The sequence below is a fragment of the Noviherbaspirillum sp. UKPF54 genome, from assembly GCF_007874125.1.
Lineage (GTDB): Bacteria > Pseudomonadota > Gammaproteobacteria > Burkholderiales > Burkholderiaceae_D > Noviherbaspirillum.
In genome coordinates, this window is record NZ_CP040128.1 from 1,680,510 (window position 1) to 1,705,420 (window position 24,911).

Annotated in this window: 23 protein-coding genes; 9 read left to right on the forward strand and 14 right to left on the reverse strand. The window is 60.5% G+C overall.

Features of this window, described 5'->3' with window-relative positions; genetic code table 11:
- Window positions 1-14: 14 nt before the first annotated feature.
- Both FAY22_RS07820 and FAY22_RS07825 read right to left on the reverse strand, forming a co-directional pair.
- Window positions 15-3,473 carry a YhaN family protein gene (locus FAY22_RS07820; protein ID WP_146329689.1) on the reverse strand — a complete coding sequence of 1,153 codons (3,459 nt, stop codon included), beginning with the start codon at window positions 3,471-3,473 and terminating at the stop codon, window positions 15-17.
- Window positions 3,474-3,479: 6 nt separating this feature from the next.
- Window positions 3,480-4,736 (reverse strand): DNA repair exonuclease, encoded by a 1,257-nt coding sequence (locus FAY22_RS07825; protein WP_146329690.1) that lies wholly within the window; start codon window positions 4,734-4,736, stop codon window positions 3,480-3,482.
- Between the two features lie 664 nt (window positions 4,737-5,400).
- Here FAY22_RS07825 and FAY22_RS07830 point away from each other — a divergent pair.
- Complete coding sequence (locus FAY22_RS07830; RefSeq protein WP_146329691.1) at window positions 5,401-5,673, forward strand: hypothetical protein; 273 nt, start codon at window positions 5,401-5,403, stop codon at window positions 5,671-5,673.
- A 32-nt stretch (window positions 5,674-5,705) separates the two neighbouring features.
- On the opposite strand, the gene FAY22_RS07835 is transcribed toward FAY22_RS07830, so the two are convergent.
- Window positions 5,706-7,037 carry a hypothetical protein gene (locus tag FAY22_RS07835; protein WP_210411912.1) on the reverse strand — a complete coding sequence of 444 codons (1,332 nt, stop codon included), beginning with the start codon at window positions 7,035-7,037 and terminating at the stop codon, window positions 5,706-5,708.
- Between the two features lie 93 nt (window positions 7,038-7,130).
- Between FAY22_RS07835 and FAY22_RS07840 the strand changes: the two genes are divergently transcribed.
- Genes FAY22_RS07840 through arsB form a run of 5 tightly spaced genes read left to right on the forward strand, consistent with a single transcriptional unit; the run spans window position 7,131 to window position 11,369 of the window.
- Window positions 7,131-7,463 (forward strand): helix-turn-helix transcriptional regulator, encoded by a 333-nt coding sequence (locus FAY22_RS07840; protein ID WP_146329692.1) that lies wholly within the window; start codon window positions 7,131-7,133, stop codon window positions 7,461-7,463.
- Between the two features lie 59 nt (window positions 7,464-7,522).
- Window positions 7,523-7,885: an arsenite efflux transporter metallochaperone ArsD gene (arsD, locus tag FAY22_RS07845; protein WP_146333347.1), complete on the forward strand. Its 363-nt coding sequence runs from the start codon at window positions 7,523-7,525 to the stop codon at window positions 7,883-7,885.
- Between the two features lie 17 nt (window positions 7,886-7,902).
- Window positions 7,903-9,699: an arsenical pump-driving ATPase gene (arsA, locus tag FAY22_RS07850; protein WP_146329693.1), complete on the forward strand. Its 1,797-nt coding sequence runs from the start codon at window positions 7,903-7,905 to the stop codon at window positions 9,697-9,699.
- Window positions 9,700-9,747: 48 nt separating this feature from the next.
- The gene (locus FAY22_RS07855; protein WP_146329694.1) at window positions 9,748-10,257 is read left to right on the forward strand and encodes an arsenate reductase ArsC; all 510 of its coding nucleotides are present in this window, start codon (window positions 9,748-9,750) and stop codon (window positions 10,255-10,257) included.
- Window positions 10,258-10,292: 35 nt separating this feature from the next.
- Window positions 10,293-11,369 carry an ACR3 family arsenite efflux transporter gene (gene arsB / locus FAY22_RS07860; protein ID WP_146329695.1) on the forward strand — a complete coding sequence of 359 codons (1,077 nt, stop codon included), beginning with the start codon at window positions 10,293-10,295 and terminating at the stop codon, window positions 11,367-11,369.
- A gap of 116 nt (window positions 11,370-11,485) precedes the next feature.
- Here the strand turns inward: arsB and FAY22_RS07865 are convergent, their stop codons facing one another.
- A complete protein-coding gene (locus FAY22_RS07865; RefSeq protein WP_146329696.1) occupies window positions 11,486-12,889 on the reverse strand; it encodes a PLP-dependent aminotransferase family protein in 1,404 nt (467 codons plus the stop codon).
- Window positions 12,890-13,090: 201 nt separating this feature from the next.
- On the opposite strand from FAY22_RS07865, the gene FAY22_RS07870 reads away from it, so the two are divergent.
- Both FAY22_RS07870 and FAY22_RS07875 read left to right on the forward strand, forming a co-directional pair.
- Window positions 13,091-13,540: a carboxymuconolactone decarboxylase family protein gene (locus FAY22_RS07870; RefSeq protein WP_168204793.1), complete on the forward strand. Its 450-nt coding sequence runs from the start codon at window positions 13,091-13,093 to the stop codon at window positions 13,538-13,540.
- A gap of 29 nt (window positions 13,541-13,569) precedes the next feature.
- Window positions 13,570-14,214, forward strand: a complete 645-nt coding sequence (locus FAY22_RS07875; RefSeq protein ID WP_246860698.1) for an HD domain-containing protein — start codon at window positions 13,570-13,572, stop codon at window positions 14,212-14,214.
- A gap of 296 nt (window positions 14,215-14,510) precedes the next feature.
- On the opposite strand, the gene FAY22_RS07880 is transcribed toward FAY22_RS07875, so the two are convergent.
- The 5 genes from FAY22_RS07880 to FAY22_RS07900 are packed head-to-tail and all read right to left on the reverse strand — an operon-like array spanning window position 14,511 to window position 19,736.
- Complete coding sequence (locus tag FAY22_RS07880; protein ID WP_146329697.1) at window positions 14,511-15,806, reverse strand: acetyl-CoA hydrolase/transferase family protein; 1,296 nt, start codon at window positions 15,804-15,806, stop codon at window positions 14,511-14,513.
- Window positions 15,807-15,827: 21 nt separating this feature from the next.
- Window positions 15,828-16,604: an enoyl-CoA hydratase gene (locus FAY22_RS07885; protein ID WP_146329698.1), complete on the reverse strand. Its 777-nt coding sequence runs from the start codon at window positions 16,602-16,604 to the stop codon at window positions 15,828-15,830.
- A gap of 8 nt (window positions 16,605-16,612) precedes the next feature.
- Window positions 16,613-17,746 carry an acyl-CoA dehydrogenase gene (locus FAY22_RS07890; RefSeq protein WP_146329699.1) on the reverse strand — a complete coding sequence of 378 codons (1,134 nt, stop codon included), beginning with the start codon at window positions 17,744-17,746 and terminating at the stop codon, window positions 16,613-16,615.
- Window positions 17,747-17,756: 10 nt separating this feature from the next.
- Window positions 17,757-18,944: an acetyl-CoA C-acetyltransferase gene (locus FAY22_RS07895; protein WP_146329700.1), complete on the reverse strand. Its 1,188-nt coding sequence runs from the start codon at window positions 18,942-18,944 to the stop codon at window positions 17,757-17,759.
- A gap of 27 nt (window positions 18,945-18,971) precedes the next feature.
- On the reverse strand, window positions 18,972-19,736 hold the full coding sequence (locus FAY22_RS07900) for a 3-hydroxyacyl-CoA dehydrogenase (RefSeq protein WP_146329701.1): 765 nt from the start codon (window positions 19,734-19,736) through the stop codon (window positions 18,972-18,974).
- Between the two features lie 157 nt (window positions 19,737-19,893).
- Between FAY22_RS07900 and FAY22_RS07905 the strand changes: the two genes are divergently transcribed.
- Window positions 19,894-20,919, forward strand: a complete 1,026-nt coding sequence (locus FAY22_RS07905; protein ID WP_146329702.1) for an AraC family transcriptional regulator — start codon at window positions 19,894-19,896, stop codon at window positions 20,917-20,919.
- A 43-nt stretch (window positions 20,920-20,962) separates the two neighbouring features.
- On the opposite strand, the gene FAY22_RS07910 is transcribed toward FAY22_RS07905, so the two are convergent.
- From FAY22_RS07910 to fdxH, 5 genes are all read right to left on the reverse strand, one after another.
- Window positions 20,963-21,472 (reverse strand): DUF2478 domain-containing protein, encoded by a 510-nt coding sequence (locus tag FAY22_RS07910; RefSeq protein WP_168204794.1) that lies wholly within the window; start codon window positions 21,470-21,472, stop codon window positions 20,963-20,965.
- Between the two features lie 42 nt (window positions 21,473-21,514).
- Window positions 21,515-22,396, reverse strand: coding sequence for a formate dehydrogenase accessory protein FdhE (fdhE, locus tag FAY22_RS07915; protein WP_168204795.1), 882 nt, complete (start codon window positions 22,394-22,396; stop codon window positions 21,515-21,517).
- A gap of 5 nt (window positions 22,397-22,401) precedes the next feature.
- On the reverse strand, window positions 22,402-23,313 hold the full coding sequence (gene fdhD, locus FAY22_RS07920) for a formate dehydrogenase accessory sulfurtransferase FdhD (RefSeq protein ID WP_146329705.1): 912 nt from the start codon (window positions 23,311-23,313) through the stop codon (window positions 22,402-22,404).
- A gap of 74 nt (window positions 23,314-23,387) precedes the next feature.
- Window positions 23,388-24,008 carry a formate dehydrogenase subunit gamma gene (locus tag FAY22_RS07925; protein WP_146329706.1) on the reverse strand — a complete coding sequence of 207 codons (621 nt, stop codon included), beginning with the start codon at window positions 24,006-24,008 and terminating at the stop codon, window positions 23,388-23,390.
- Entirely contained in the window at window positions 24,005-24,901 is an 897-nt protein-coding gene (gene fdxH, locus FAY22_RS07930; protein WP_146329707.1) for a formate dehydrogenase subunit beta, read from the reverse strand. Before fdxH ends, FAY22_RS07925 begins: the two co-directional genes overlap by 4 nt.
- Window positions 24,902-24,911 lie beyond the last annotated feature (10 nt).

The following is a 24,911-nucleotide window of genomic DNA, read 5'->3' on the forward strand; positions in this document are numbered from 1 at the left end:
GCCCCTTCGGGATTTTACAAATGCACAATGGATACGTTTTGGCCAAAAACAGCTCGCACTGGCTCTACCAGGTGTTCATGGTGGGTCAGGTAAATCACCTGCGTTTTTTCTGACAACGCCGCCAGCGCTTCGAAGCCGGCGGTCGAGCGGCCGTCATCGTAGTTAATGAACAGGTCGTCCGCTATAAACGGCAGGGGCGACGCTTTCTCCAGGTGCATTTCCAGCGCAGCCAGACGCAGTGCCAGATACAGTTGGTCTCTTGTTCCGTCACTCATGCCGGCAATTCCGACCAGTTTGCCGTCCGCGCGCTGACCATGTAGTGTCATCGGTTGTGCGTCAAAATCCACGACCAGCCTGTGGAACGTCCCTTGCGTGAGTTGCGCGAAGATTGCGCTTGCGCGGCCCAGCATTGGCCCCTGCTTCTCCTGACGGTAGCGGTCAATGGACCAGCGAAGGAGTTTTGCCGCCGTAAAGACTTTGACATATCGTTCCGCCGCATCCGCCATCTGCGCGATCGCTTCCTGCCGCTGTGCTTCGGCCATGGCGGCAGCGCCGGAGCCGCCGATGGATTCGAGCGCGCTGTTGGCCTTTTCCTTTTCGGCGGAAAGCATTGACTGGCGTTGAACCGCTTCGCCAAGCTCGGCGGTAGTGTGTTCCAGCTCGGCCGTGACCTGCGCCAAGTCCATGCCATCGATCTCTTGTTCAAGCTGTTCGCGGGTGAGCCCATCTCCACCGTCGACAAGCTGTGCCTTCGCTTTGGACAGCTCGAGCATGCACTGGCGCCACGCGTCAGCACGTGAAATCGCCTCAGAAAGCAGAGATCGGGAATTAACGCCAGCCCGCTCCATCAGAGGTTTTAAACTGGCGCTGGCCGTTTCGATGGATTCCTGCGCGCTTTTCGCTTGTTCTTTTGCGAGCCGGATCATCTCATTTAACCGTGTCGCTTCTGTACGCGTTTCCTTCGCACGCGTCAGCCGTTTCACAAGTTCCCGGGCAATCCGTTCTGGCGCCATGCCATTGAATTCGGTCCCAAAATGACGGGCAAGGCGCTGCGCTTCCTCGGCGAATTTCTCCAGGTCGGCCTTCATTGCGCCGATGCGCTCCACCCGAATCTGTCGCACCTTACCCAGCAATTCATCAAGCGATGCGAAGAGTTCCAGCGCCCCGCCAACGGCGCCAGTCGCGCTCTCCTGTGGCAGCCCCGCCTTCACTAGTGCTGCGGACCATTCTTCCTTCCAGCTATTCAAGGCAGTTCGTGCATCGACGGCGGTCTGCACCAGGGAATGCGCCTGTGCCTTTGCAGCCTTCAATTGCCCCTCCAACGTTTCGCGACGCACCCTGCTGCTATCGGCGGCCTGAATATGGAGTTCCGCTTGCACGCATAGAGTGGTGAGCTTGTCCGTTTCCTCGATGTGCAGTTCCACGTCGCGCAATGCCGCCGCCAGCGCCAGCCGGTGTTCCTCCACCTGACGCGTTAACGCATCAACGCTATCCTTTGCGTCCTGGTATTCCCCAGCGACCGTGATTGTTTTATCCCGTTTTGCGATCCATTCAGCGATATTTTCCAGCTTCATGCCGTGCAAGCCGAACGAAGCCGCCATCTCTGTCCAAATCTTGTCGAATTGACTCAGCTGTTCCTTAAGCTCGGAAAACTGGCCATCGAGTATCGATTGCTGATGTATTGCCTGCTGAAGCTGGTGCTGATGACTCTGCAACTGCGCCGCCGCTTCGACGTTTTCAAACCGCTTGTCCGCCAGTTCGTCTGCGCGATGGAGATGTACTTCGAATCCTTCCGCGCCTTGCTGGACGCTGATTGCCCCGGTCTTGATCGCGAGCCAGGATTCGTCGCGTTCCTGGCGCGCCTGCGACACCGCTTCCTTCGGCGTCGGTTGATGCAATTCCGTGAGCTGGGAGATTTTCAGCTTCAGGGTCGAGACTACCCCGGCCTGATCCTGCATGCGTGCTTCCAGCGCTTTCTTGTCATTAAGCAGAATAAGCCGGTCTTGAGTCACCTGCAAAAGTTCTTCTTGCCCGGGCAATTGCATCGCTGCCAACTCGGGAATGGGCTTGCTCCATCTTCCGAGTGCCAGCTCCGCATTGGCCAGCGCAGTTCTGGCCTTTGATAGCTGACTTTGCTGCTTTTGCATGGCGACTTCCGTGTTGCCAAGGGCGCGGGCGGCGGCGACGGCGGCGCGCAGCGTTGGACGAACATCACCGGTTTTCATCTCTGCCAGCTCCTGCGACAGTTGCTGGATTTCCGAAGACTTGGCTTGCTCAGCCTGTTCCGCTGCCCGCAATGCCTGGGTCAATCCGCTATGCGCCTGAGACAGGCGCGACAGTTCTCGCCGCACTAGCAGGGACGGCAGGCGCGCGGCGATGTCGTCCTCCGATCCGAACTCCCATCCCAGCTGGGCGCACGCCCGACGCATGTCGGCCAGCAGTGCATCGACCTCCCCTTGCCGCTTGCTGATATCGCGCTCGTATGCCCCAAAGCGCATCCGGCATTCCTCGAGCATCATAATGTCGGACGCGACTTCCAGGACAGCCTCGTCGATCTGAATACGCGCCAGCTCTTCCTGTGCCTTTTCGACTTCGCTGCTGCGCAGTTCCAGTAACTGTCTTGCGGTGGCTAGGTCCCGCTCCACTGTCGACAAGGTGGTTGCAGCGTCAGCAGGCAGATCCGCCACCGAGGCCAGCTCGTCGAGCTGCCGCTCGATGTCCCGAACGGTATGCAGGAACGGCGCGATGCGCCGAATGCGTTCCAGCCGGCTGCGCTTGATCTCAAGCTGCCGCAATAAATTGCTCACGCCGCCGAGTTCGTCGATCACGGATTGCAAGCGGGTATTGGCCTCCGCCCATACCTTGGTTCGGACCGTCGTTTCTTTCAGCGCCGTGCCCGCCTTTTCATACAAATCCGCCGCACGGTAATACGCCCGGTCGGCGGCCTTCCTGGGGGCCCATAACTTGTCGGCTTCCGCCAGGAGCGCATCCCTTATCTTGCCCAGGCTGGCGATGCCGGCGGCGGACTGGAATAGCACTTGGCCGACATCGTTTTCCGCGTTCAGGATGCTATTGCCGCCGTCGACCAGGCGGGCATGGTCGAGACCGAACATCTGGTCAAAGAAATTACGGTCGGCGGTGCCGAGAAACGGCATCAACGTATTGTCCGCAAGGACCGAATCCGATGGCGTGCGCAGCGTCTGCTTTTGCGCCTTTGCTCTTTGGAATTCCAGCGAAGTTGCCTGATTGCCTATCGAAGCGCCCAGGCGCAGCTCGTTCAACGGATGCAAGAATGCATGCACTGAGCGCTGCGGTATACCGAACAGCAAATCGAGTACCGCGGAACGCAGCGTCGACTTGCCGGCTTCGTTGGGCCCGACAATCAGGTGGAAGTCGCGCTTTGAATTCGGAAATTCTACGCGTCGTTCCGTGAATTTGCCGTATTTGATCAGGTCCAGTCGGTGCAATCGCATGGTTGCTTACTCCATCCTGGCGAGTTGTGACACGAGGCCGGGACGTATTTCGCTTACCAGTCCGGCGAGGTCGCCGCTACGGATATCCCTGAAGTACGGGACGGCGTTCTGCAGTTCCAGCGGCGCCTTGGACACCAGCGCCATCAGATCGTCCTTCAGGCTGGCGAGGAATTCCGGATCGGTTTGTGCCTCTTCGAGCAGCTCCTGCAGGTCGGCCAGCGCGTCGCCGCGCGAGCGAATTGCATCGGTGTCGTCCGACGCCGTCGTGCTGGTTTTGACTTTTTCGATCCAGATGCGCTCGGAACCGATCGCGGCGGCGGATGCCAGCACTTCTGCCCGCAGCTGCGCCTCCATTCCAAATAATTCGCCATGCGCCGGCGTTTTGCCCGTGATGGTGATCCTGACCGCGGACGGCATATTGGAAGGAGTGCCGTCAACAACCGCTCCCAGTTCCTTGTTGATGGCGTGTACCACGTCCTCCATGGAGCCGCATCCGGTCGCGTCGACGCTCACGCTATGCCAGCGCAGCACGTCGACGAGCAGTCGCTCGACCTTCTGGACGCCTCCTTCGTCCGCGGTAACGAGCACGGCGCCGCGCGGGCCGGTTTCGCGGATATGGCGTCCTTGAAGGTTCCCTGGAAATACGATGGTCGAAGCGCCCTGCCAGATCTGGTATTCATGCACATGGCCTAGCGCCCAGTACTGATAACCCTTCGCGTACAGTTCATCGATTGTGCAGGGAGCATAGTTGGCATGGGTGGACTGCACGCCCAGAGCGGTGTGCAGCACGCCGATGTTGAACATGCCTGGCACGGGGTCAGGATAAGTCTGCGCCAGGTTCTCGGTGGTGGCGGCATCCTTGAAACTGCGCCCGTGCAGCGCCACCTTCAGATCATCAAGGACGAATGTCTGCGCTTTGCGGGATTCAAAGATATGCACATTGTCAGGCAGGATCAGCTTCCTGGTCATCTCGCTTTCGGCGTCGTGGTTGCCGAGCGTGACATAGACATCGATGCCGGCCTTCTTCAGGCGGCCCATTTCGCGGCAAAAGTAGATGCCGGTATTATGGTCTTTCCAGCCGCCGTCATACAGGTCTCCCGCGATGACCAGAAAATCGACCTGCAGCTCGATCGCCTCGTTGATCAGATTGGTAAACGCGTCGCGGGTGGCGCTGCGCAGCATCTGCGCAGGCGCATCCGGATAGGCGCATAGACCAGTCAACGGACTGTCCAGGTGGATGTCCGCCGCATGAATAAATTTCATTACTGTTACTTTTCCCTGATTTGAAGAGAAGCTTCATTGCGTGCTAATGCGAAGACCGGATAACCGAGTTGGCGAGCATTTCCCAACTTGCCTCGCGTGTGCATGGCGAGAGCCTTCGCCACGTACTTTTTCGCCAGCCTATCGAGAACTCAAGCGCACACGCGAAAATATTCCGTGGTTGCCGGATCGAGCTGCTGAATCAGCCCTCGCGTCGCACTGGTGCGATTTTAGCGTCCCTTTGCCTGCCATCGCGCTGGCGATAATACACATGGAAATGTTTCTGTGCCAGCCTTTGGCATCAGAATGGGGATCGACATGCAACGTCTATGAAAATGCCTCTGACGGAACGTGCGGGATGAAATTTCAGGGGGAGGAAGAGTCTGCCACGCGGGAAATAGCTGCCGCTCGTGGATCGGTGTCGAAGAACTAGCTGCGGCCATAGACTGTCGCTTGGCAATCCCCCCGTTCAGTCGCTTTAGGCGGCAATATGCGGCTGGCAGCCTTGGATAAAACGACGGAATACCGTGCTGGATTTGTATTATGCTGTTCGTAGCCAGCCCGCTGTTCTGGCGAAGCGAAGAGGTGCAAAATGGCAAACAGCAAGATCGATCACATGGATGTGGGAAGAGTGCCCAGCTTTCCGAGTTCGCCATTAGGAGGACGCATGAACAGAATCGTCGTTCTTGGAGCAGCCGTGATAGGCGGAGTGATCGCCTTTCGCTATCTTTCGACGGCAAACCGCGGCCGCCTCGGTAATGCGCTCAGCCGTCGGATGCTTCGGCATATGGCGCAGATGATGGCGAACCTTCCCGATAGCTCGCCACCGAAACTGGTCATGTCCGTTTTGCCTCGCTTACGCGATCAGAACGACCAGATCATCGCCATGCTGCAGGAGCAGAATGCGCTCCTTAACGAGCGTCTGCAAAAACCGCATTGATCTGCCTTGCGTAGAAAGATCCGGGCCGAAGATCAGGGGCCTGCCGTTAATTCGGGAGAGGCCGGTGCTGGCAATTGCGGCCCCCGCTCCTTCCAACGATAGATGGGCGCAAACCCGCCTCCCGGTGTGCGGAAGTTGGTAGTCTGCCCTTGATAAAGGCGGGCCGCCAGGCTTTGCACCGCTCCGTCATACACGTAGTTGCGTACATCGAATTTAAGCATGGCTTCTTTGTCTTCGGGACCGCTTGCACGCTCTCCGGGCGTCACAATCGTTTGCGCGACATACTCGCCCGCCAGGATCTCTTGCCAGACGCGCTTCGTCAGCTTGTCGCCGCGATAGGCGGCCCGTCCCCCAAAGCCTGCCACAGGTTTGAAAAATAATGACCGCCGTTGCGCCCAGAGCTGTTCGGCATTGACCATGCTCACGAGCTCGGTGCGCGGAATCGTCGCCAAAAGGATTGCTTGCGTGGCGGGAGGCACGCCAAGGGCGTCCAGTTGGCCCGCGTCGGATAGCAAGGCCAGGTTGCGCTTGTCCGCATAGAGGGCATGCGCTTGCGGATGCGGAGTCAGGACGGCAGCATGGTCCAGGTAGGCTTGCCGCAGGGCCGCGCTTGAAGGCTGTTCCAGCATGAAATCGGTGAGGCGGTTGTACACCAGATCAATCGCGGTATTGCCATGCCAAAGAACGCCGTCACGCAAGACCAGCTCCGAAGGATCCGCAATGACTGCCGCTAGGCCGGCGCGCCGGAAAAGCTGCTGGAACAAGAGAAATTCCGGATACAGATACTGATCTTCAGGGAAGGTGTCGACAATAGCGATGGTCCGCAGCGGGCTGTTCCGTCCCGACGCCGCCCACTCGGCGCGGAACATGGAGAGGATGTTTGCCTCCAGTGTCGGCTCGGCGCCGAGTGGCGAGAGAATGCTTTCGACTTCGGCACAACAAGCCCGATGCGCCCGTGCCAGCGCGGCATTCAGCATCGCGCCGCCAGCGTTGGTGTTGATTTCGATAAGCCCCACGCGGTCGCCATCGACATGAAAGTCATAACCGAAGAAGACGCCTTTGGCTCCCCCCGGATCATGGCGGGCAATGGCTGGCGCTGTCGCCAGCACAGCTTCACGATAGGCAGGCAGCGCAATCACCGATTCAATAGCGGCAATGGCAGTTCCCATACACTCCTGTTGCGAGCGGGACAGGAAGACCGGTTGGGGGGCAAACAGATGCGGGCAGCGTTGCTCGATCATGCGGGACAAACCAGCAAGCCCAAGCTCCGACTCCAGCGCATTGCGTAAGGCGTCGTTATCCAAGCTAATGCAAAAACACTTGCTATTAAGCAATCCAACGTCAATTTCGGCGCGTTCGCTCATGACCTGTTGCCCTTTAAAGGATAGACGATTCAACTCAGTTTATTCTACAATTCCATTATTGTCGAATTATGGAATAAGTAAAGGGGATTCACCGTGGAAACCAAACAAGTCATCACCGCGCTCGGCGCATTGGCGCAAGAATCCCGCCTCGGCGTCTTCCGCCTGCTGGTGCGCGCCGGCCCGTCAGGAATGGCCGCAAGCAAAATTGCCGAGCAAATAGGTATCCCACCGTCGTCGCTGTCGTTCCATCTCAAGGAGCTCTCCTACGCAGGCTTGATAGTATCCAGGCAGGAGGGGCGCTTCGTCATCTATGCAGCAAATTTTGACGTGATGAATGGCCTGATTGGCTATTTGACGGAGAACTGCTGCGGCGGGAATCCGTGTTCGCCAGTCAGTGGCTGCAACATGGAAGCGGCAAAAGCCTGACCAGCTACTCATTAACACTACTCACCATCGCGCCCATGTCGGCGTTTCAGGAGAAAACCATGGCAACTATCCAAGTCTATGACCCGGCACTGTGCTGCAGCAGCGGCGTGTGCGGAGTGGATGTCGACCAACAGCTCGTCGTCTTTGCCGCCGACGTCAAATGGGTCGAACAGCAAGGTGGAAAAGTGGAGCGTTTCAACCTGGCGCAGCAGCCGATGGCATTTGCCGAAAACGCGGTAGTGAAAGGGTTTCTGGAGCGGTCCGGCCAGGAAGGATTGCCGTTAATTTTGGTGAACGGCGACGTGGCGCTGGCAGGTCGCTACCCGCGCCGCGCCGAGCTGGCGCGCTGGGCAGGCATCAGCGCGTTTGCCGTTGCCGCGCAGCCGGCCAATAGCTGCAAACCGGGTTCTGGCTGCTGCTGACCACAGGAGAAATCTCCATGCAATTTCTGGATCAAGCACCTCCGTTTCTTTTTTTTACCGGCAAGGGGGGCGTCGGGAAGACTTCACTGGCCTGCGCCACGGCGCTGCGCTTTGCAGACCAGGGCAAACGTGTACTCCTGGTCAGCACGGACCCGGCATCCAACGTAGGCCAGGTGTTCGGCATGACCATTGGTGACACGTTCAAGCCCGTGGACGAAGTGCCGCGCTTATATGCATTGGAGATTAACCCGCAAGCCGCCGCCCAACGCTACCGGGACCGGATCGTCGGCCCGGTACGCGGCGTGCTGCCCGATGCAGTCGTCAGCGGCATCGAGGAACAGCTCTCCGGCGCATGCACGACCGAGATTGCCGCCTTTGACGAGTTCACCGGGCTGCTCACCGACCGCACGCTGCTGGAGCAATACGATCACATCATTTTCGATACGGCGCCGACCGGCCATACCATCCGATTATTGCAACTGCCGGGAGCATGGAGCAGCTTCCTGGAAGAAGGCAAAGGGGACGCCTCCTGCCTGGGGCCGCTTGCCGGCCTGGAAAAGCAGCGAGAGCAATACAAGGCGGCCGTAGACGCATTGGCCGACACGAGGCACACGCGCCTGATTCTCGTCGCGCGTGCGCAGGCCTCGACGCTACGGGAGGTGGCGCGTACCCATGAAGAACTGGCCGCCATCGGGCTGACGCAGCAATACCTTGTCATCAATGGTGTGTTGCCGGCCTCCGAAGCTGCCATCGATCCCTTGGCGGGCGCGATCCGCAAGCGTGAGCAGGCGGCACTCGCGGCTATCCCGCAATCCATCCAGTCGCTTCCCGCCGATCAGATTTCGCTCAAGCCGTTCAACCTTGTCGGCCTGCCTTCCCTGCGCCAGATGTTCGGCGGCGACTCCATTCAACAAGGAAGCGAGCTGGAACCGCAGCCTCTTCCGTCAGCGCCGGACCTGTCATCCCTGGTGGATGACATGGCAGGCGATGGCCACGGCCTGATCATGGTGATGGGCAAAGGCGGCGTCGGCAAGACCACGCTGGCCGCCGCGATTGCGGTAGAACTCGCCCGCCGCGGCCTTCCGGTTCATCTGACCACGTCCGATCCGGCCGCGCACCTGGCGGATACGTTGAGCGAATCGCTTGAACACCTGACTCTTAGCCGGATCGACCCGCATGCGGAAACGGAGCGCTATCGGCAACACGTGCTGCACACGAAGGGCAAGGATCTGGATGAGCATGGCCGTGCATTGCTGGAAGAAGATTTGCGCTCCCCCTGCACCGAAGAAATCGCTGTTTTTCAGGCGTTCTCGCGCATCATCCGCGAGGCGGGCAAGAAGTTTGTCGTGATGGACACGGCACCGACCGGCCACACGCTGCTGCTGCTCGATGCGACCGGCGCGTATCACCGGGAAATCGCACGTCAGCTGGGTAGCACGGGCATGCACTTCACCACGCCGATGATGCAGCTGCAGGACGAAAAACAGACGAAGGTCCTGATCGCCACGCTGGCCGAAACCACGCCCGTGCTGGAGGCGGCCAACTTGCAGGACGACTTGAGGCGGGCGGGTATCGAACCATGGGCATGGGTCATCAATAACAGCCTGGCATTCGCGCATCCGACATCGTCGCTGCTGCGGCTGCGTGCCGCCACGGAATTGCCGCAGATCGAAGCGGTTGCCGCCAAATACGCCAGGCGCTGGGCCGTGGTGCCGCTGCAAGCGCAGGAGCCGATCGGGGTCGAACGGCTCGGTCTGCTCGTCGCCCACGCGGGGCCGTCACACGACGCAGTTTGCGCGCCTTTGCCCGGCTAGCGCACTCTGCCTGTACAAAATCATCTCTCCTAATGAAGAAGTCCAGACATGACTGAAAAAACTTACAACGTTCTGTTTCTTTGCACCGGCAATTCCGCACGCAGCATCATGGCCGAGGCATTGGTGACGACCATGGGGAAAGGTCGTTTCCGCGGATTTTCTGCCGGCAGCAAGCCCGGCGGCAAAGTCAATCCGTTTGCCATCGAACAGGTCAAGAAAACGGGATACCCGGTTGGTGATTTGCGCAGCAAGAGCTGGGACGAGTTCGCGGCGCCTGGTGCGCCGCACATGGATTTCATCATCACTGTCTGCGACAACGCGGCCGGCGAAGCATGTCCGGTCTGGCCCGGCCATCCTGCGAGCGCGCACTGGGGATTTGAAGACCCGGCTGCGGTCGAGGGTACGGATGAACAAAAGCGAGCGGCCTTTGAAAAAATCTTCAAGCAGATCATGGCGCGAATGAACTCCTTCGTCAGCTTGCCACTGCAATCGCTTGAAAAGCACGCAATCCAGCAGGAAATCAAGAAGATCGGCGACACGCCCGTGGCCAACGACTGACCTACCTTGCGACAACCCGAACACCACACCGCGCAATGACAACCTCTCACACCACTGCAGTCGCTGGCGGCGCCAAGCCGGCCATCGGCTTTTTTGAACGCTATCTGACCGTCTGGGTCGCGCTGTGCATCATTGCCGGCATCCTCCTCGGGCGCATCTTTCCCGGTGTGTTCCAGGCGATAGCCCGGCTGGAAGTGGCGCAGGTGAACATCCCGGTGGGATTGCTGATCTGGGTAATGATCATTCCGATGCTGATCAAGATCGACTTCGGCGCGCTCTCCCAGGTCAAGGGCCACTGGCGCGGCATTGGCGTGACGCTGCTGGTGAACTGGCTGGTGAAGCCTTTTTCGATGGCGTTCCTCGGCTGGCTGTTCATCCGGCACCTGTTTGCCGCGTGGCTGCCGGCGGACCAGCTCGACAGCTATATCGCCGGGCTGATTCTGCTGGCCGCCGCGCCGTGCACGGCGATGGTGTTCGTCTGGAGTCAGCTCTGCAAGGGTGATCCGTATTTCACCCTGTCGCAAGTGGCATTGAACGACTCGATCATGATCGTCGCGTTTGCGCCGCTGGTCGCCTTGCTGCTGGGGCTGTCTGCCATCACCGTTCCGTGGGATACGTTGATCACATCGGTAGGCCTGTATATCGTCATCCCGGTGATTCTTGCCCAATTGATCCGCAAGGCGCTTTTGGCCAAGGGTACAGCCAATCTGGAGCGTGCCATATCGACATTCGGGCCGTATTCGATCTCGGCGCTGTTGCTGACTCTGGTTCTGCTGTTCGCATTCCAAGGCGATGCGATTATCGAACAGCCGGTCGTCATCGCCCTGCTGGCTGTGCCTATCCTGATCCAGGTGTTCTTCAATTCCGGCCTGGCGTATCTGCTCAACCGCAGGCTAGGTGTAGCGCATTGTGTCGCCGGCCCGTCCAGCCTGATCGGGGCATCGAATTTCTTTGAGCTGGCGGTGGCGACCGCGATCAGCCTGTTCGGATTCCAGTCAGGTGCGGCCCTGGCTACGGTCGTCGGTGTCCTGATTGAAGTGCCTGCGATGCTGCTGGTGGTGGGCATTGTTAACCGGTCACAGCACTGGTACGAGCATGAAGCAAAGGCATAGTAGGCCAGACTCGGCAGCCTGTCCTTGGTGCCCCATTCCAGGGGCTATATGACCCCGATGAACAGGCTCAGAATGAAGGATGAACGAGAGAAGGCGAAAATTGTGCAAACGCACTGCTATCGCGCCAATTCTGCGAGCCGACGGCAATCTGCCGCAAGGCTATGTTCATTGAGGTTGGTTACGCCAAGCAGCAACCCGCGCGGCTGGGGAGTTTCCACGTACCATGGGGACAGTGGAACTGGCGCGAGGCCGAACTGTAGGGCGCGCAAAGCGACGTCAACGTCAGATACGGATTCACGAAGCCGGACCACAACAGCCATGCCTGCAGTCGCTTGGACCTTGATCGAGTCTAGCGCCTCCTGGTGCAAACAACGAAGCAGAGCCTCCCGTCGGGCGGCATAAAGCCGTTTCATGCGGCGCAGATGGCGAAGGTAGTGTCCTTCGCGCAAAAAATCCGCCACTGCATACTGGATACTCGCAGCCGGGGCTGGCGCCAGGCAGGCGGCAAGGTCGCCAAACCGGCGTACCTGTTCCGATGGCACAACCAGGAATCCTAAGCGCAACGCCGGGCTGATGGTCTTGCTGAACGTACCGATATGCAGCACCCGTCCTCCCTGATCGAGCGATGCAAGTGCCGGAGCTGCCCTCCCTTCCAGCTGCAGCTCGCTTAAATAATCGTCCTCAATGATCCAGGCATCGTTCTGCCGGGCCCATGCAAGCAGTGCAAGCCGCCGAGCGAGTGACATCGTCATGCCAAGTGGCGCCTGCTGGCCTGGCGTCACGACTGCTAGGCCAGCTTCGGGAGCGGTCCGAAGGCCAGCGGCAACGTTCAACCCTTCGTCATCGACGGGGACGGCTGTTGGCGTCATGCCAGCCAGGCCAAGCGCAGTGCGTGTGAGCGGAAAGCCCGGATCCTCCATCCAAGCCGCCCTCCCCTCCAGTTCAAGTCCACGGATCGCAAGTCCGAGCGCCCCGGAGAAGCCTGCCGTTATCAGCACCTGGGAAGGGCTGCATCGAAGGCCGCGGGCTATACCCAAGTAGGCGGCGACTTCCTTCCGCAAATCGGGATCGCCGCGAGGATCCGGATACCCCACAGGGGCCGCAGCGGCGCGCCGGGCCGCCCGGGCCACGATGCGCGACCACAACTTGTACGGGAACTCATCTTGGGCGGGGACGCCCATTTGAAACGCCAATGGCACGGCCCCGAAATCATGGAAAAGATCCGGCATTGGCGGCGCCTCGGGCGACCAACTGGATGCGGGGGACACGGTGGGGCGCTCGGTTACGCGAGTGCCGGCGGCGCCAAGGCCCAACGCGAGTTGTTCGTCGACCAGGCGTTCGTAGGCCAAACGTACCGTGCCACGGGAGACGCCCAGCTGAGCCGCCAAATCCCGCCACGAAGGGAGCTTCGCATTGGCGGGAATCTGCCCCGACTCGATCCCCTCTCGGATGGCCGCGTAAATCTGTGTGGCTAGGGGCGTCTTCTTGGCGTGGTCAAGGCCGATAGGAAGAGAAGTCATTGCTCATGGTACATTGAAATTCACCAATCTTGGCACTGTTTTTTAACCACCTGAGAGTGCATTGTTCTCCTGCGGCTGGAGCCGTTCGGACTCAACTTCAAGCCGCCAACGACGCTATACACGTTAACCGCTGCGCCCCAGATGGGCGCAGTCGGTACCATTGTTCGGCCGCACGCCGGCTTTTTTATCAGGAGATACCAAATGCAACGCATGGATTACAACGCTGCCACACCGGCCGGCGTAAAGGCACTCGGCGGGGTTTACAGCCACATTCTGCAAAGCGGGTTGCCCAAAGTATTGGTAGACCTCGTCTATCTTCGCGTATCGCAGATCAACGGCTGCGCCTACTGCATCGATATGCATTCGCGCGACCTGTTGAATGAGGGCGTCGCAGTCGAGAAACTCGTGCTGGTTCCGGCTTGGCGCGAGGGCGGCACATTGTTCGACGCCGCCGAGCGTGCCGCGCTTGCCTGGGCAGAGACGGTGACACGCGTTGCCGAAACAGGTGTGCCGGACGCCGACTATGAAGCCGCCGCAGCCGTATTCGGCAAAAAACAGCTCGCAGACCTTACGATCGCGATCGGTCTCATGAACGCCTACAACCGGATGGCAATCAGCTTTCGTGCCACGCCGGCCGCGGCCATCCGGTAATCGTTCGGCGCCATTTGAAGGATAACATCGTGACAAATACCGACATCTTTGGTGTAAAGATTCCAGATAGCAGTCTTGCACGCGAAATAACGCAACTCATTCGCGACACCGAGAGCGATATGCTGTTCCAGCATTCCACGCGGGTTTATTTTTGGGGTGCCTTGGCTGGAAAACGGCAGGGCCTGACGTTTGATCCGGAACTGCTTTATGCCGCGGCCATGTTCCACGATATCGGCATCACGCACACCTACCACGAAAGCCAACGACGCTTCGAAGTGGATGGTGCAAACGCCGCACGCGATTTTCTGCGGGGGCATGGGATCTCCGAGGGAGATATCGAGAAAGTTTGGCTTGCTATCGCCCTCCACACGACGCCGGGCATTCCCGAACATATGCATCCGGAGGTCTTCTTAGTGCAGGCTGGAGCCGGAATGGACATGACGGGTCGCAACTATGATCACTTCACGGATGAAGAGCGCCAGGCCGTGATTGCCGCATATCCACGTAGCCACGACTTCGGGCATGAGGTCATCGAAACGTTCTATCAGGGATTGAAGCATCGGCCTGATAGCACATTCGGCACGTTCAATGATGATTTTCTCGCATTCAAAGACGCTGACTTTCAGCGAGGAAATCTCTGTCGCATCATTTTAGGGTCGCGCTGGGAGGGTTAAAGCGCACCTTCAAGCTGTTGGGGCGATCTCAAAAATGGTCTGCGTACATGTGCTCGTGCGTCGCGAACCATTCCGGCCTCGGGCCGCGTACGCGTGTTCGCCAACTGGCTGGTGCAGCTGTTCCGCCACACCTGAACATTATTGCTTCGAGTCGGCCTTCGTGCGTGCAGATGGACGTAATGTCGGTCATCCGCACGCGACCGGGCTCTTCCGTTTCAAACTGCTGCTGGCGATTTGGTGCATTAACCGCACCGAATGCCAAGCGCGCCATTAATTTGCGTTCGTTGCAGGTGGACTTATGCCAATTTCATTCGTTTCGCCTCTTCGCGAAGTTCATTCCGAAAATCCGGATGGGCGATGCCGATCAGCGCTTCGACGCGCTGCTTGGCGGTCTTGCCCCGCAATTGGGCCACTCCATACTCGGTGACCACGTAATTGACATCATTCTTGCCGGTCGTTACATGGGTGCCAGGAGTTAGCGTGGGCACAATGCGGGAGATGGTATTGTCCTTGGCCGTAGACGGCAGGACGATGAAGGACTTGCCGCCCTTCGAATAATTGGCAGCACGAACAAAATCGGCCTGCCCGCCGGTGCCCGAGTACGGAGTGAAGCCAAGGCTCTCGGAGCCGCACTGGCCGATCAGGTCCACTTGCATTGTGGCGTTGATGGTAATGAGGTTATCGTTCTGCCCGGCCAAGTAGGGATTGTTGATAAAGTCCACCGGATGCATTTCGAAGGCCGGGTTGCGGTGCATGAACTGGTAAAGTTTCTTGGAGCCCAGAGCGAAGGTAGCCAGTATTTTGCCCGGGTGATAATTCTTCCGGCGGTTCGTGACGGCGCCGGATTCCACCAGCGTCATGATGCCGTCCCCGATCATCTCGGTATGGACGCCGAGGTCCTGTTTGCCGGTTAGCTGCATCACCACTGCATCGGGAATGGCGCCGTAACCGATTTGCAGGGTCGCTCCATCCGGAATCAAGTCGGCGACATACTTGCCGATAGCTTCCTGCACCGGTCCGATCTTGGGCAATCCGACTTCCAAGAGCGGCTCTTCGCTTTCGATCAGGCCGGCGACCTGGGAAATATGGACATGGCAATCGCCGTTGGCGAACGGTACGTTGGGATTAACTTCCAACACCACGGCCCGGGCCTTGCGGATGGCGGCCATCGTGTAATCGGCCGCCAGGCTCAGAGAGAAATAGCCATGTTCGTCCATCGGCGAGGCCATGCTGAACACCACGTCGGCCGGCAGGTAGCCACGGTCCAGCAGCGTCGGCAATTCGGAGAAATAGGCCGGAACGAAGTCAATCCAGCCATCCTGGCAGCCCGGTCGGGAGGGCCCGCCGAGGAAGTAAGCCAGATGGCGCACATGTTCCGAGGTGTCACAGTCAAAATAGCCATATTTACGTAGCGGCAGGATTTGCGCGACCTGCACATCGCGGAAATCGCGGCGCTGTTCCGATAGCGCGGTCAGCAAGGCTGGAGGCTCCCCGACTCCGGTCGGCACGACGATTGTGTCGCCGTTTTGGACAATGCGCAGGGCGTCAGCGGCTGTCATCCGCTTTTGCTGATAGAGAGAATGAAAATCCATTACTGTGTCACCTCGTTGGGCTTAGTTATTTTTGAATGACGGCTGCCGCTTTTCCAGGAATGCCTGCATGCCCTCCTTTTGGTCTTCCAGTGCAAAGGCGGCGTGAAAAAACCTGCGTTCGAAGACGAGCCCTTCGTTCAGGCTGCTCTCGAACGCGCGATTGACGGACTCCTTGATCATCATCGCAACCGGCAGGGAAAAGCCGGCAATGACCTGGGCCGCCTTCAGGGTCTCCTCCAGCAAGAGTTCGGGCGGATAGATACGGGCGACCAGGCCGGCTTTCTCGGCCTCGGCCGCATCCATGAAGCGGCCGGTCAGGCAGAGATCCATGGCCTTGGACTTGCCCACCGCGCGCGGCAGGCGCTGGGTTCCTCCAGCGCCGGGCAAGGTGCCCAGTTTGATTTCTGGCTGGCCGAATTTGGCGTTTTCGGAAGCGAAAATCATGTCGCACATCATTGCCATTTCACAGCCGCCGCCCAGCGCGAAGCTGGCAACCGCGGCGATGACAGGTTTGCGGCAAGTCTTGAGCCGCTCCCAGTTGCGCGTAATGTAGTCGCCCTTGTAGGCGTCCATGTAGCTGAAGCCGGCCATGGCAGCGATATCGGCGCCCGCGGCGAAGGCCTTGTCCGAGCCGGTGATGACGATGCAGCCGATATTTTCGTCAGCCTCGAACTCGTCCAGTGCGCGCCCCAGTTCGTCGACCAGCGCATCGTTAAGGGCGTTCATCTGCTTGGGGCGGTTCAGGGTCACAAGGCCCACCTTGCCGCGGGTCTCGACCAGGATATTTTCGTAAGTCATGCGCTGCCTCACTGAACCAGAGCGCGGCCGATGACCAGCCGCTGTATGTCGTTGGCACCTTCGTAGATCTGGCATACCCGGACATCGCGATAGATCCGCTCGACCGGGAAATCGCTGACATAACCGTAGCCGCCGTGGATCTGGATAGCGTCCGAGCAAATCTTCTCGGCGGCTTCGGAAGCAAACATCTTGGCCATCGAGGCTTCCTTGAGGCAGGACTTGCCGGCATCCTTGAGCGTGGCGGCGCGCCACACCATCAGGCGCGCGGCGTCGAGTTGCGTTGCCATGTCGGCCAGGCGGAAGCTCACCGCCTGGTGCTCGATGATGGGCTTGCCGAAGGTTTCGCGTTCCTGCGCGTACTTGAGCGCGGCTTCGAAGGCGGCGCGCGCCATGCCGACCGATTGCGCCGCGATGCCGATACGGCCGGCTTCCAGGTTGGACAAGGCGATCTTGTAGCCGTCGCCTTCTGCGCCCATCATGGCGGTGGCCGGTACCCGGCAATTGTCGAAGATGATCTGGGCAGTATCGGAAGCCTTCTGCCCCATTTTTTCCTCGATGCGGGCCACGACATATCCCGGCGTCGCGGTCGGCACCAGGAAGCAGGAGATGCCCTTCTTGCCGGCGGTCTTGTCGGTGACTGCGAATACGATGGCGACGTCGGCGTGCTTGCCGGTGGTAATGAATTGCTTGACGCCGTTCAGGACCCAGGTATCGCCGTCGCGCACCGCCGTGGTCTTGAGCGCCGAGGCATCCGAGCCGACGTGCGGCTCGGTCAGGCAAAAGCAGCCGAGCTTGCTGCCGCGCGCCAGAGGCTTGAGCCATTCTTCCTTCTGCGCGTCGGAGCCATACTTGAACGTGATGCCGCAGGCCAGCGAGTTCTGGACGCTGACGATGGTCGAGGTGGCGCCATCGCCGGCCGCGATTTCCTCCAGCGTCAGAACCAGGCTCATATAGTCCATGCCGGCGCCGCCCCACTCTTCCGGCACGACCATGCCGAGCGCGCCGAGTTCGCCCAGTTCCTTCAATGCCTGGGCCGGGAAGGTGTGGTTGCGGTCCCACTCGGGGGAGTTAGGCGCGAGGCGCGCCTGAGCGAAGGCGCGCATGGAGTCGCGGATCATTTCCTGTTCTTGCGTCAAAATCATCACATACTCCTCAAAGCATTTCGATGGCCATCGCGGTCGCTTCGCCGCCGCCGATGCAAAGGCTTGCAATACCGCGCTTGCCGCCAGTCTTGCGCAGCGCGCCGATCAGGGTGACAAGGATGCGCGCGCCCGAAGCGCCGATCGGGTGGCCCAAGGCGCACGCGCCGCCGTGGATGTTCACCTTGCTGTGGTCGAGGTCCAGGTCGCGCATGGCAGCCATCGCGACGACGGCGAAGGCTTCATTGATTTCCCAGAGGTCGACCTCGCCTGGCGACCATCCGGCCTTGGCCAGCACCTTTTGCATTGCGCCGACCGGAGCCGTCGGGAACAGCCTCGGCTCATGGGCATGGTTGCTGTGGCCGACGATGACGGCGACCGGCTTGACGCCCAGCTTCTCGGCGGTGGAACGGCGCATCATCACGAGCGCGGCGGCGCCATCGGAAATGGAGCTCGAATTGGCTGCCGTTACCGTCCCATCCTTCTTGAAGGCGGGCTTGAGGCCGGGGATCTTTTCGATCTGGGCCTTGGGCGGTTGCTCGTCGTGCTCGATCACCACATCTCCCTTTTTACCGGAGACGGTGACTGGCGCAATTTCCCACGCAAACGCGCCGGTCTTGATGGCGTCCTGTGCGCGGGTCGTGGAAGCGATCGCATAGGCGTCCTGGTCGCCACGCGTGAAGCCATAGCTGCCGGCGCAGTCTTCGGCAAAGGTACCCATCAGGCGCCCCTTGTCGAAGTATGCATCCTCCAGCCCGTCGAAGAACATGTGGTCGAGGATCTGGCCGTGACCGAGGCGCATGCCGCCGCGTGCCTTCGGCAGAAAATAGGGAGCATTGGTCATCGATTCCATGCCGCCCGCCACCACGATGTCGCTGGTGCCTGCGACTAGCACGTCGTGCGCCAGCATCGTGGCCTTCATGCCGGAGCCGCATACCTTGCTCACGGTGGAGCAGCCGACGGACAGCGGAAGTCCGGCGTTGATGGCGGCTTGGCGTGCGGGTGCCTGGCCGAGGCCGGCAGGCAGCACGCAGCCGAGGACAAGTTCTTGCACCTGGTTGCCGGCAATGCCGGCGCGCTCGACCGCTGCCTTTACGGCGACACCCGCGAGCTGCGGTGCAGTGAGGCTAGCAAAGTCACCCTGGAAACCGCCGATGGGTGTACGGGCAACGGAAACAATGACGATCGGATCTTGCGACATGGTTCGCTTTCTTGAAATGGATTGAACTTACTTGGCCGCCATGCGGATGGCGCCATCGAGGCGGATAACCTCGCCGTTCAGGTACTGATTAGCAAAAATGTGCTCTACTAACGCCGCGTATTCGGCCGGCTTGCCCATACGCGAGGGAAAGGGCACCATCTTGCCGAGCGATTCCTGCACCTCGGCAGGCATACCCATGAGCATGGGCGTTTCCATGATTCCGGGGGCGATCGTCATGACGCGAATGCCGGAACGCGCAAGCTCCCGGGCGATCGGGAGTGTCATGGCCACGACTCCGCCCTTTGACGCCGAATAGGCGGCTTGGCCTAGCTGGCCGTCGAAGGCCGCAACGGACGCCGTGTTGACGATGACGCCGCGTTCGCCATTGGCATCCGCTTCAGCGCTGCTCATGATTTCCGCCGCCAGGCGAAGCATGTTAAAAGTGCCTAAAAGATTGATGTTGATGGCGCGCGCGAAAGATTCGAGCTTGTGCGCGCCTTCCCGCCCCACCACCTTCTCGGCAGGAGCGATGCCTGCGCAATTCACCAAGCCGCGCAGCGGACCTAATTCCGTGGCGGCGGCGAAAGCGGCCTTGGCGCTGGCTTCGCTCGTGACGTCGGTCATGACGAAGCGGGCACCGGCGCCTAGGGCGTCGGCAATCGCCGATCCGGCTTCCTGGTTAACGTCCGCGAGGACGACCTTGCCGCCCTGCTCCACGATCATCCGGGCGGTGGCCGCCCCCAGGCCGGAACCGCCGCCGGTCACTACAAATACATTGTTCTTGATCTGCATAACTTGGTCTTCTCGTAAACAAGGCGCGGACGGCTTGCGCCGCCGGCGCGCGATTTAAATGCGGTAAAAGTCTATGGGCCTGCGCATGCTCGTACTAGATCAAAATCGCTCAATCCGGGTGGTAGAATTTGCCACTCATTGGTTTCGCGAATGCAACATGAGTCGCAGAGTTGAAAAAGGCACCATCGCGATTAGCTTCGTGTTCGAAGCGCTGGAGGTCATGCGCAGCCGCGGACTGGATTGCGAGCGGATGTTGATCAGAGCCGGCATCTCCCCTGAACTGCTGAATCTGCCTCACGCGCGGGTTTCCGCAAACCATTACGGCAAATTGTGGCACCTCATCGCCGATGCCCTGGACGACGAGTTCTTTGGCATGGATAGCCATGGCATGAAGACTGGCAGCTTCACCTTGCTGTGCCATAGCGTCATTCATGCCGACACCTTGGGGCGCGCATTGCATCGCGCATTACGCTTCTTGCGCGTCGTCTTGGACGATATCGGAGCGGAGTTGGTCCGGGATGGGGATCTGGCCAGGATTATTGTGACCGAGCGGATGACGGATCATGGCGCCGGGGAGCGGCCTCAGCGGGCTTTCGCTTACGGGACCTTTCTTCTCATCGTGTACGGGCTGGCCTGTTGGCTTGTAGGAAGACGCATTCCTCTGCTATCCGCGGACTTTCGCTGCGCCGAGCCGTCATTCAGCGGGGAATGGCGGGTGCTGTTTTTACCCCAACTGCGGTTCAATCAACCTCGCACCGAGATAAGCTTTTCGGCAAAATATCTGGATATGGCCACGATCCAGACCGAGCGAACGATGAAACAGTTTCTTCGGAACGCGCCGGCCAATTTTCTGGTGAAGTATAAAAACAGCGAGAGCTTGACTGCCCAGATTCGCCGGCATCTGCGGGAAGTCCAGCCTGCCGCCTGGCCGGATTGCGAGACGCTGGCCCGGCAGTTCCACACTTCCCAGTCCACCTTCAGGCGCCGCCTCGACAAGGAGGGCCAGTCTTACCGGGCAATCCTTGACGATTTGCGTCGAGATTTAGCGATCTCGCTATTGAGCAATTCCGACAAGCCGATTGCAGACATCGCTGCGGAATTGGGTTTTACGGAGGCAAGCACGTTCTACCGCGCATTCAGGAAATGGACGGGCGCGCGTCCTAGCGAGTATCGCTTCAGCTAGGCGTGCAGACGAACCGCTTCCGAATAAATTTCAGTGGTTCAGATTACAGACCATCCCACCAGGCAAGCGCCGCCTCCGGCGTGCAATCCAGGCGCGTATCGGCGCCTCCCGTGAACGCCGTCCATCGCGGCAGGACGCTACCGCTGACGGCGGTCAGCAGTGGCGTTTCCGAAAGCACCGCCGCGGCGAATTCCGCATGCAGCCCGCGCCCGGACGCCTCCTGGGCGCCGAACTTGTTAAATATCGCCAGCTGTGGCCCGGCATCGAGCGCCTGGCGCATGACAGAAGCGGCGTCGGCCAGCGCGCAGTTGTCCAGCTTGCAGGCACCGGCGGCAGCGCGCGGAAGGGAAATGATCATTCGTCTTCCCGAGGGAAGCAGCTCGAGGGACATGGCGCCGGCGCCATCGTTATGCTGGATGGCGCCGGCCAGCGCGACGTCGCGCAAGCGAAGCAAATGCGCTACCCGCGCCAGTAGCGGCGATGTGTCATACCCGGACGGATAAACAAAGGCAGCAATGGCCGGAATTCGTCTCACATCGCTTACTGGCGGCACCGCACTTTCCTCCAAAACGTCAACAGGCCAGCCTATCCGGCATCAGCCGCCATCAGCGGCGCCGACCGCCTCGACGCCGGCAAGGAACAGGTTGGGGCTGGCCCGGCAGTATCCCTCTTGTCCGACCAGCACGTCCAGCATCACGGAAGCGAGGTCGTCGGCCATCGGGTCGACATACGGGTCCTTTTCCTGGAAATAGGTTTTCACGTAGCCGTGACAGTGTTCGCAGCACTCCGCCTGGATCGCGGCATTGCCGCCTTCGAGGCCGAGATAGCTGATGACGCTGCCCTCGTCGCAGAGCGTGCAGTGCGCCCTTACCGCGTGCCAGCGGGTAGCGCACAGGCTGCATTCGAGGTAGCGCAGTCCCGCTTTTCCTTCGCCCGCCATGACAATGCTGCCCACCGGTTCGCAGCCGCACAACGGACAATGCTGATGCGCTTCGCCCTGCGCCCTTCCCTGCGCCGCCAGGCTGGCCGCCGTGGCGCTCCAGGCGACCTGCATCGCCGCGGCGACCAGATAGTCCTGGCTGTCGCGCGTTCCTGCCACGATCTCGCCGCGCGCAAGCCGCAGGCATGCTTGCCCCGCCTGGTCCAGCGCGCCCCCCGCAAGCGGAGCCCTGCCTTCGGCGGCGAGCGGCATTCCTGCCATGCCGTCGCACAGCGTCTGGTAAAGCGATTGCCAGAGCGGCTTGAGTGCATCTTCCCCGCCGATGAGTCTTGCCGGCGAGGGGTCGGCGCGCATGGCCTCGAACGCGCCTTGCTGCCGGCGTGCGAGTTCGGCAAGCCAAGTCATCCAGTGCGCATCGGCGCGTCCGTCTGCATGTTGCTCGAAGCGGGCGGCGCGTCTGGAAAAGAGATCATCGCGCGGCGCCAGCAAGGTGGCCGGCACCGAAGCGTGGGCGGGGGACTGTATGGGAATTTGCATGGAATTCATTCGTTGGATGCGGCCAGCGCCGCCATGCCGCGCAGATCCGTCTCGGATTGTACGGCGCCGCGCAAGCGCCTGGGTTGAGTATAGGCGACAAACCTGTCGTCGTTGGCAAATCCGGCCAGGAGCAGGCCGGCCTCGTCGGCGAGACGGACTGCCATGCCGGTGGGAGCCGAGATGGCCACGACGGCGTGGATGCCGACGTTGATCGCTTTCTGCACCATTTCATAGGAAGCGCGGCTGGTGATGAGCGCAAATCCCTGCGCCGTATCGATGCGCTTCGCAGCGAGGCAACCGATCAGCTTGTCGAGCGCGTTGTGCCTGCCTACATCCTCGCGCATGTGCACGATGCGACCCGCCATGTCGACCCAGGCGGCTCCGTGCGCTGCGCCCGTACTTTCGCGCAAGGGCTGCCGCCCGGGCAGCGCGCGCAACGCGGCGCCGATGGCCGCAATGTCGATAGGAGGCCCCGCCAGCGCCTGCGCGCGCGCCATGCCGGACAAGGCGTCGAGGCTGTCGATACCGCACAAGCCGCAGCCGGTGCGCCCCGCCAGGCTGCGCCTTCTTTCTTTCAGGGCGACAAAGCGCTCGGCGGCGATGTCCAGTTCCAAGGTGACGCCCGAGCAGTGCGCCTTGATCTCGATGTCATGGATTTCGCCAAGCCGTGCCACGATGCCTTCGCTCAAGCTGAAACCCGTCGCGAAGTCTTCCAGGTCTGTGGGCGAGGCAAGCATGACCGCATGGGAAATGCCGTTATAGACAAGTGCGACAGGCGTTTCCTCGATCACCACATCGGGAATGGCCATGGGAACGCCATGGCGAAAGCGCGTCACCTGCCGTGTGGACGCGCTGGGCGGCAGCGGCAGGTCGTCGAGGTCATCGGCGCATGCGGCGCCCGGTTGTTGGGGAGTCATGAAACACTCCTGCGGAGGAATAACGAGGGCCAAACGACCATGGTCGCCGGCCCGGTTGCTGCAGGCAACGCTACCTACTTGCCCGTCATCTGGCGATACCAGTCACGGTGATGCTGCTTGGCCCAGGCACGGGTCACCGTGCCGTACCACATCGCCCGCACCGTGCCCTTGACCCAGATGGCCGCGTAGACGTGCACCATGATTAGGCCGATCATTGCCGCGCCGGTGGCGGCATGCACCACGGCACCGAGCCGCACCAGGCTGACGTCGAAGCCGAACCATGCGCGCCAGATCGCCAGGCCCGACACCGTCATCAGCAGCATGCACGCAGCCGCCGCCCAGAACATGACCTTCTGGCCGCCGTTGTACTTGCCCTGCTCCGGCATGTCATGGTCGTTGCCGTCCACCATGTTCTTCGCCTTCGCCAGCCACTCCTTGTCCGCCGGCGTGATCTTGTTCAGATGCCTGAAACGCAGGAAGATCGACAGGAAGGATAGCGCCATCAGCACGCCAACATAGGGATGCAGGATACGCGTCCATACCGGGCTGCCGAACAGCTGGGTCAGCGGGAAGAACGCAGGATGGAAAAATGCCAGGCCGGACAGGGCGAGCAGGATGAAGCTGATGCCCACCACCCAGTGATTGGCACGCTCGGACGCGTTATAGCGTTGCAGGTCTTTCGGATCGCGGATCATTTTGCACCCTCCTTGTCTTCGCGTTCGATCTCTTCCTCGATCTCCTTCGACACCTCGTTCGGGCCCTTGGTCACGTAATGGAACAGGCTGCCCAGAGCGATGCCGGCCAGCGCCATGGTGGCGAGCGGCTTGGTGACGCCCTTCCAGGCCGAGACCATCGGGCTGATCGACGGATTGTTCGGCAAGCCGGAATACAGCTCGGGCTGGTCGGCGTGGTGCAGCACGTACATCACGTGCGTGCCGCCCACGCCAGGCGGATCGTAGAGGCCGGCGTTCTCGTAGCCGCGCGCCTTGAGATCGGCGATGCGCTGCGCGGCGACTTCCTTCATGCGTTCCTTGGAGCCGAACTGGATGGCGCCGGTCGGGCATGTCTTCGCGCAGGCCGGCTCCTGGCCGACCGCCACGCGGTCCGAGCACATCGAGCACTTGTACGCCTTGCCGTCATCCTTGGAGATGCGCGGCACGTCGAACGGACAGGCCGTGACGCAGTAGCCGCAGCCGATGCAGTTCTCCTGGTGAAAGTCGACGATGCCGTTCTTGTACTGGATGATCGCGCCGGGAGACGGGCAGGCCTTCAGGCAGGCCGGCTCCGCGCAGTGCATGCAGCCGTCCTTGCGGATGAGCCATTCCAGCTTGCCCTTCTGCTCGACTTCCGCGAAGCGGATGACGGTCCATGCCTTGTCGGAACGATCGGTCGGATTGTCGTACACGCCGACGCAGCTGCCGACGTCGGCGCGGATATCGTTCCATTCGGAGCATGCGACCTGGCACCCCTTGCAGCCGATACAGCTCGACACGTCGATGAGCTTGGCGATTTCCGTGGTCTGGCGCACGCCCGGCTGCGGCGTGGTGGTCGCCGAGCGTTGCTTGATATCGAGTGATTGCAATGGCATGTTTCAGCTA

Bases quoted from the DNA above. Each gene is read 5' to 3' on its own strand.
- FAY22_RS07820 (WP_146329689.1), bottom strand. From the start codon at position 3,473: ATGCGATTGCACCGACTGGACCTGATCAAATACGGCAAATTCACGGAA.
- FAY22_RS07825 (WP_146329690.1), bottom strand. From the start codon at position 4,736: ATGAAATTTATTCATGCGGCGGACATCCACCTGGACAGTCCGTTGACT.
- FAY22_RS07830 (WP_146329691.1), top strand. From the start codon at position 5,401: ATGAACAGAATCGTCGTTCTTGGAGCAGCCGTGATAGGCGGAGTGATC.
- FAY22_RS07835 (WP_210411912.1), bottom strand. From the start codon at position 7,037: ATGAGCGAACGCGCCGAAATTGACGTTGGATTGCTTAATAGCAAGTGT.
- arsD (WP_146333347.1), top strand. From the start codon at position 7,523: ATGGCAACTATCCAAGTCTATGACCCGGCACTGTGCTGCAGCAGCGGC.
- arsA (WP_146329693.1), top strand. From the start codon at position 7,903: ATGCAATTTCTGGATCAAGCACCTCCGTTTCTTTTTTTTACCGGCAAG.
- FAY22_RS07855 (WP_146329694.1), top strand. From the start codon at position 9,748: ATGACTGAAAAAACTTACAACGTTCTGTTTCTTTGCACCGGCAATTCC.
- arsB (WP_146329695.1), top strand. From the start codon at position 10,293: ATGACAACCTCTCACACCACTGCAGTCGCTGGCGGCGCCAAGCCGGCC.
- FAY22_RS07865 (WP_146329696.1), bottom strand. From the start codon at position 12,889: ATGACTTCTCTTCCTATCGGCCTTGACCACGCCAAGAAGACGCCCCTA.
- FAY22_RS07870 (WP_168204793.1), top strand. From the start codon at position 13,091: ATGCAACGCATGGATTACAACGCTGCCACACCGGCCGGCGTAAAGGCA.
- FAY22_RS07880 (WP_146329697.1), bottom strand. From the start codon at position 15,806: ATGGATTTTCATTCTCTCTATCAGCAAAAGCGGATGACAGCCGCTGAC.
- FAY22_RS07885 (WP_146329698.1), bottom strand. From the start codon at position 16,604: ATGACTTACGAAAATATCCTGGTCGAGACCCGCGGCAAGGTGGGCCTT.
- FAY22_RS07890 (WP_146329699.1), bottom strand. From the start codon at position 17,746: ATGATTTTGACGCAAGAACAGGAAATGATCCGCGACTCCATGCGCGCC.
- FAY22_RS07895 (WP_146329700.1), bottom strand. From the start codon at position 18,944: ATGTCGCAAGATCCGATCGTCATTGTTTCCGTTGCCCGTACACCCATC.
- FAY22_RS07900 (WP_146329701.1), bottom strand. From the start codon at position 19,736: ATGCAGATCAAGAACAATGTATTTGTAGTGACCGGCGGCGGTTCCGGC.
- FAY22_RS07905 (WP_146329702.1), top strand. From the start codon at position 19,894: ATGAGTCGCAGAGTTGAAAAAGGCACCATCGCGATTAGCTTCGTGTTC.
- fdhE (WP_168204795.1), bottom strand. From the start codon at position 22,396: ATGCAAATTCCCATACAGTCCCCCGCCCACGCTTCGGTGCCGGCCACC.
- fdhD (WP_146329705.1), bottom strand. From the start codon at position 23,313: ATGACTCCCCAACAACCGGGCGCCGCATGCGCCGATGACCTCGACGAC.
- FAY22_RS07925 (WP_146329706.1), bottom strand. From the start codon at position 24,008: ATGATCCGCGATCCGAAAGACCTGCAACGCTATAACGCGTCCGAGCGT.
- fdxH (WP_146329707.1), bottom strand. From the start codon at position 24,901: ATGCCATTGCAATCACTCGATATCAAGCAACGCTCGGCGACCACCACG.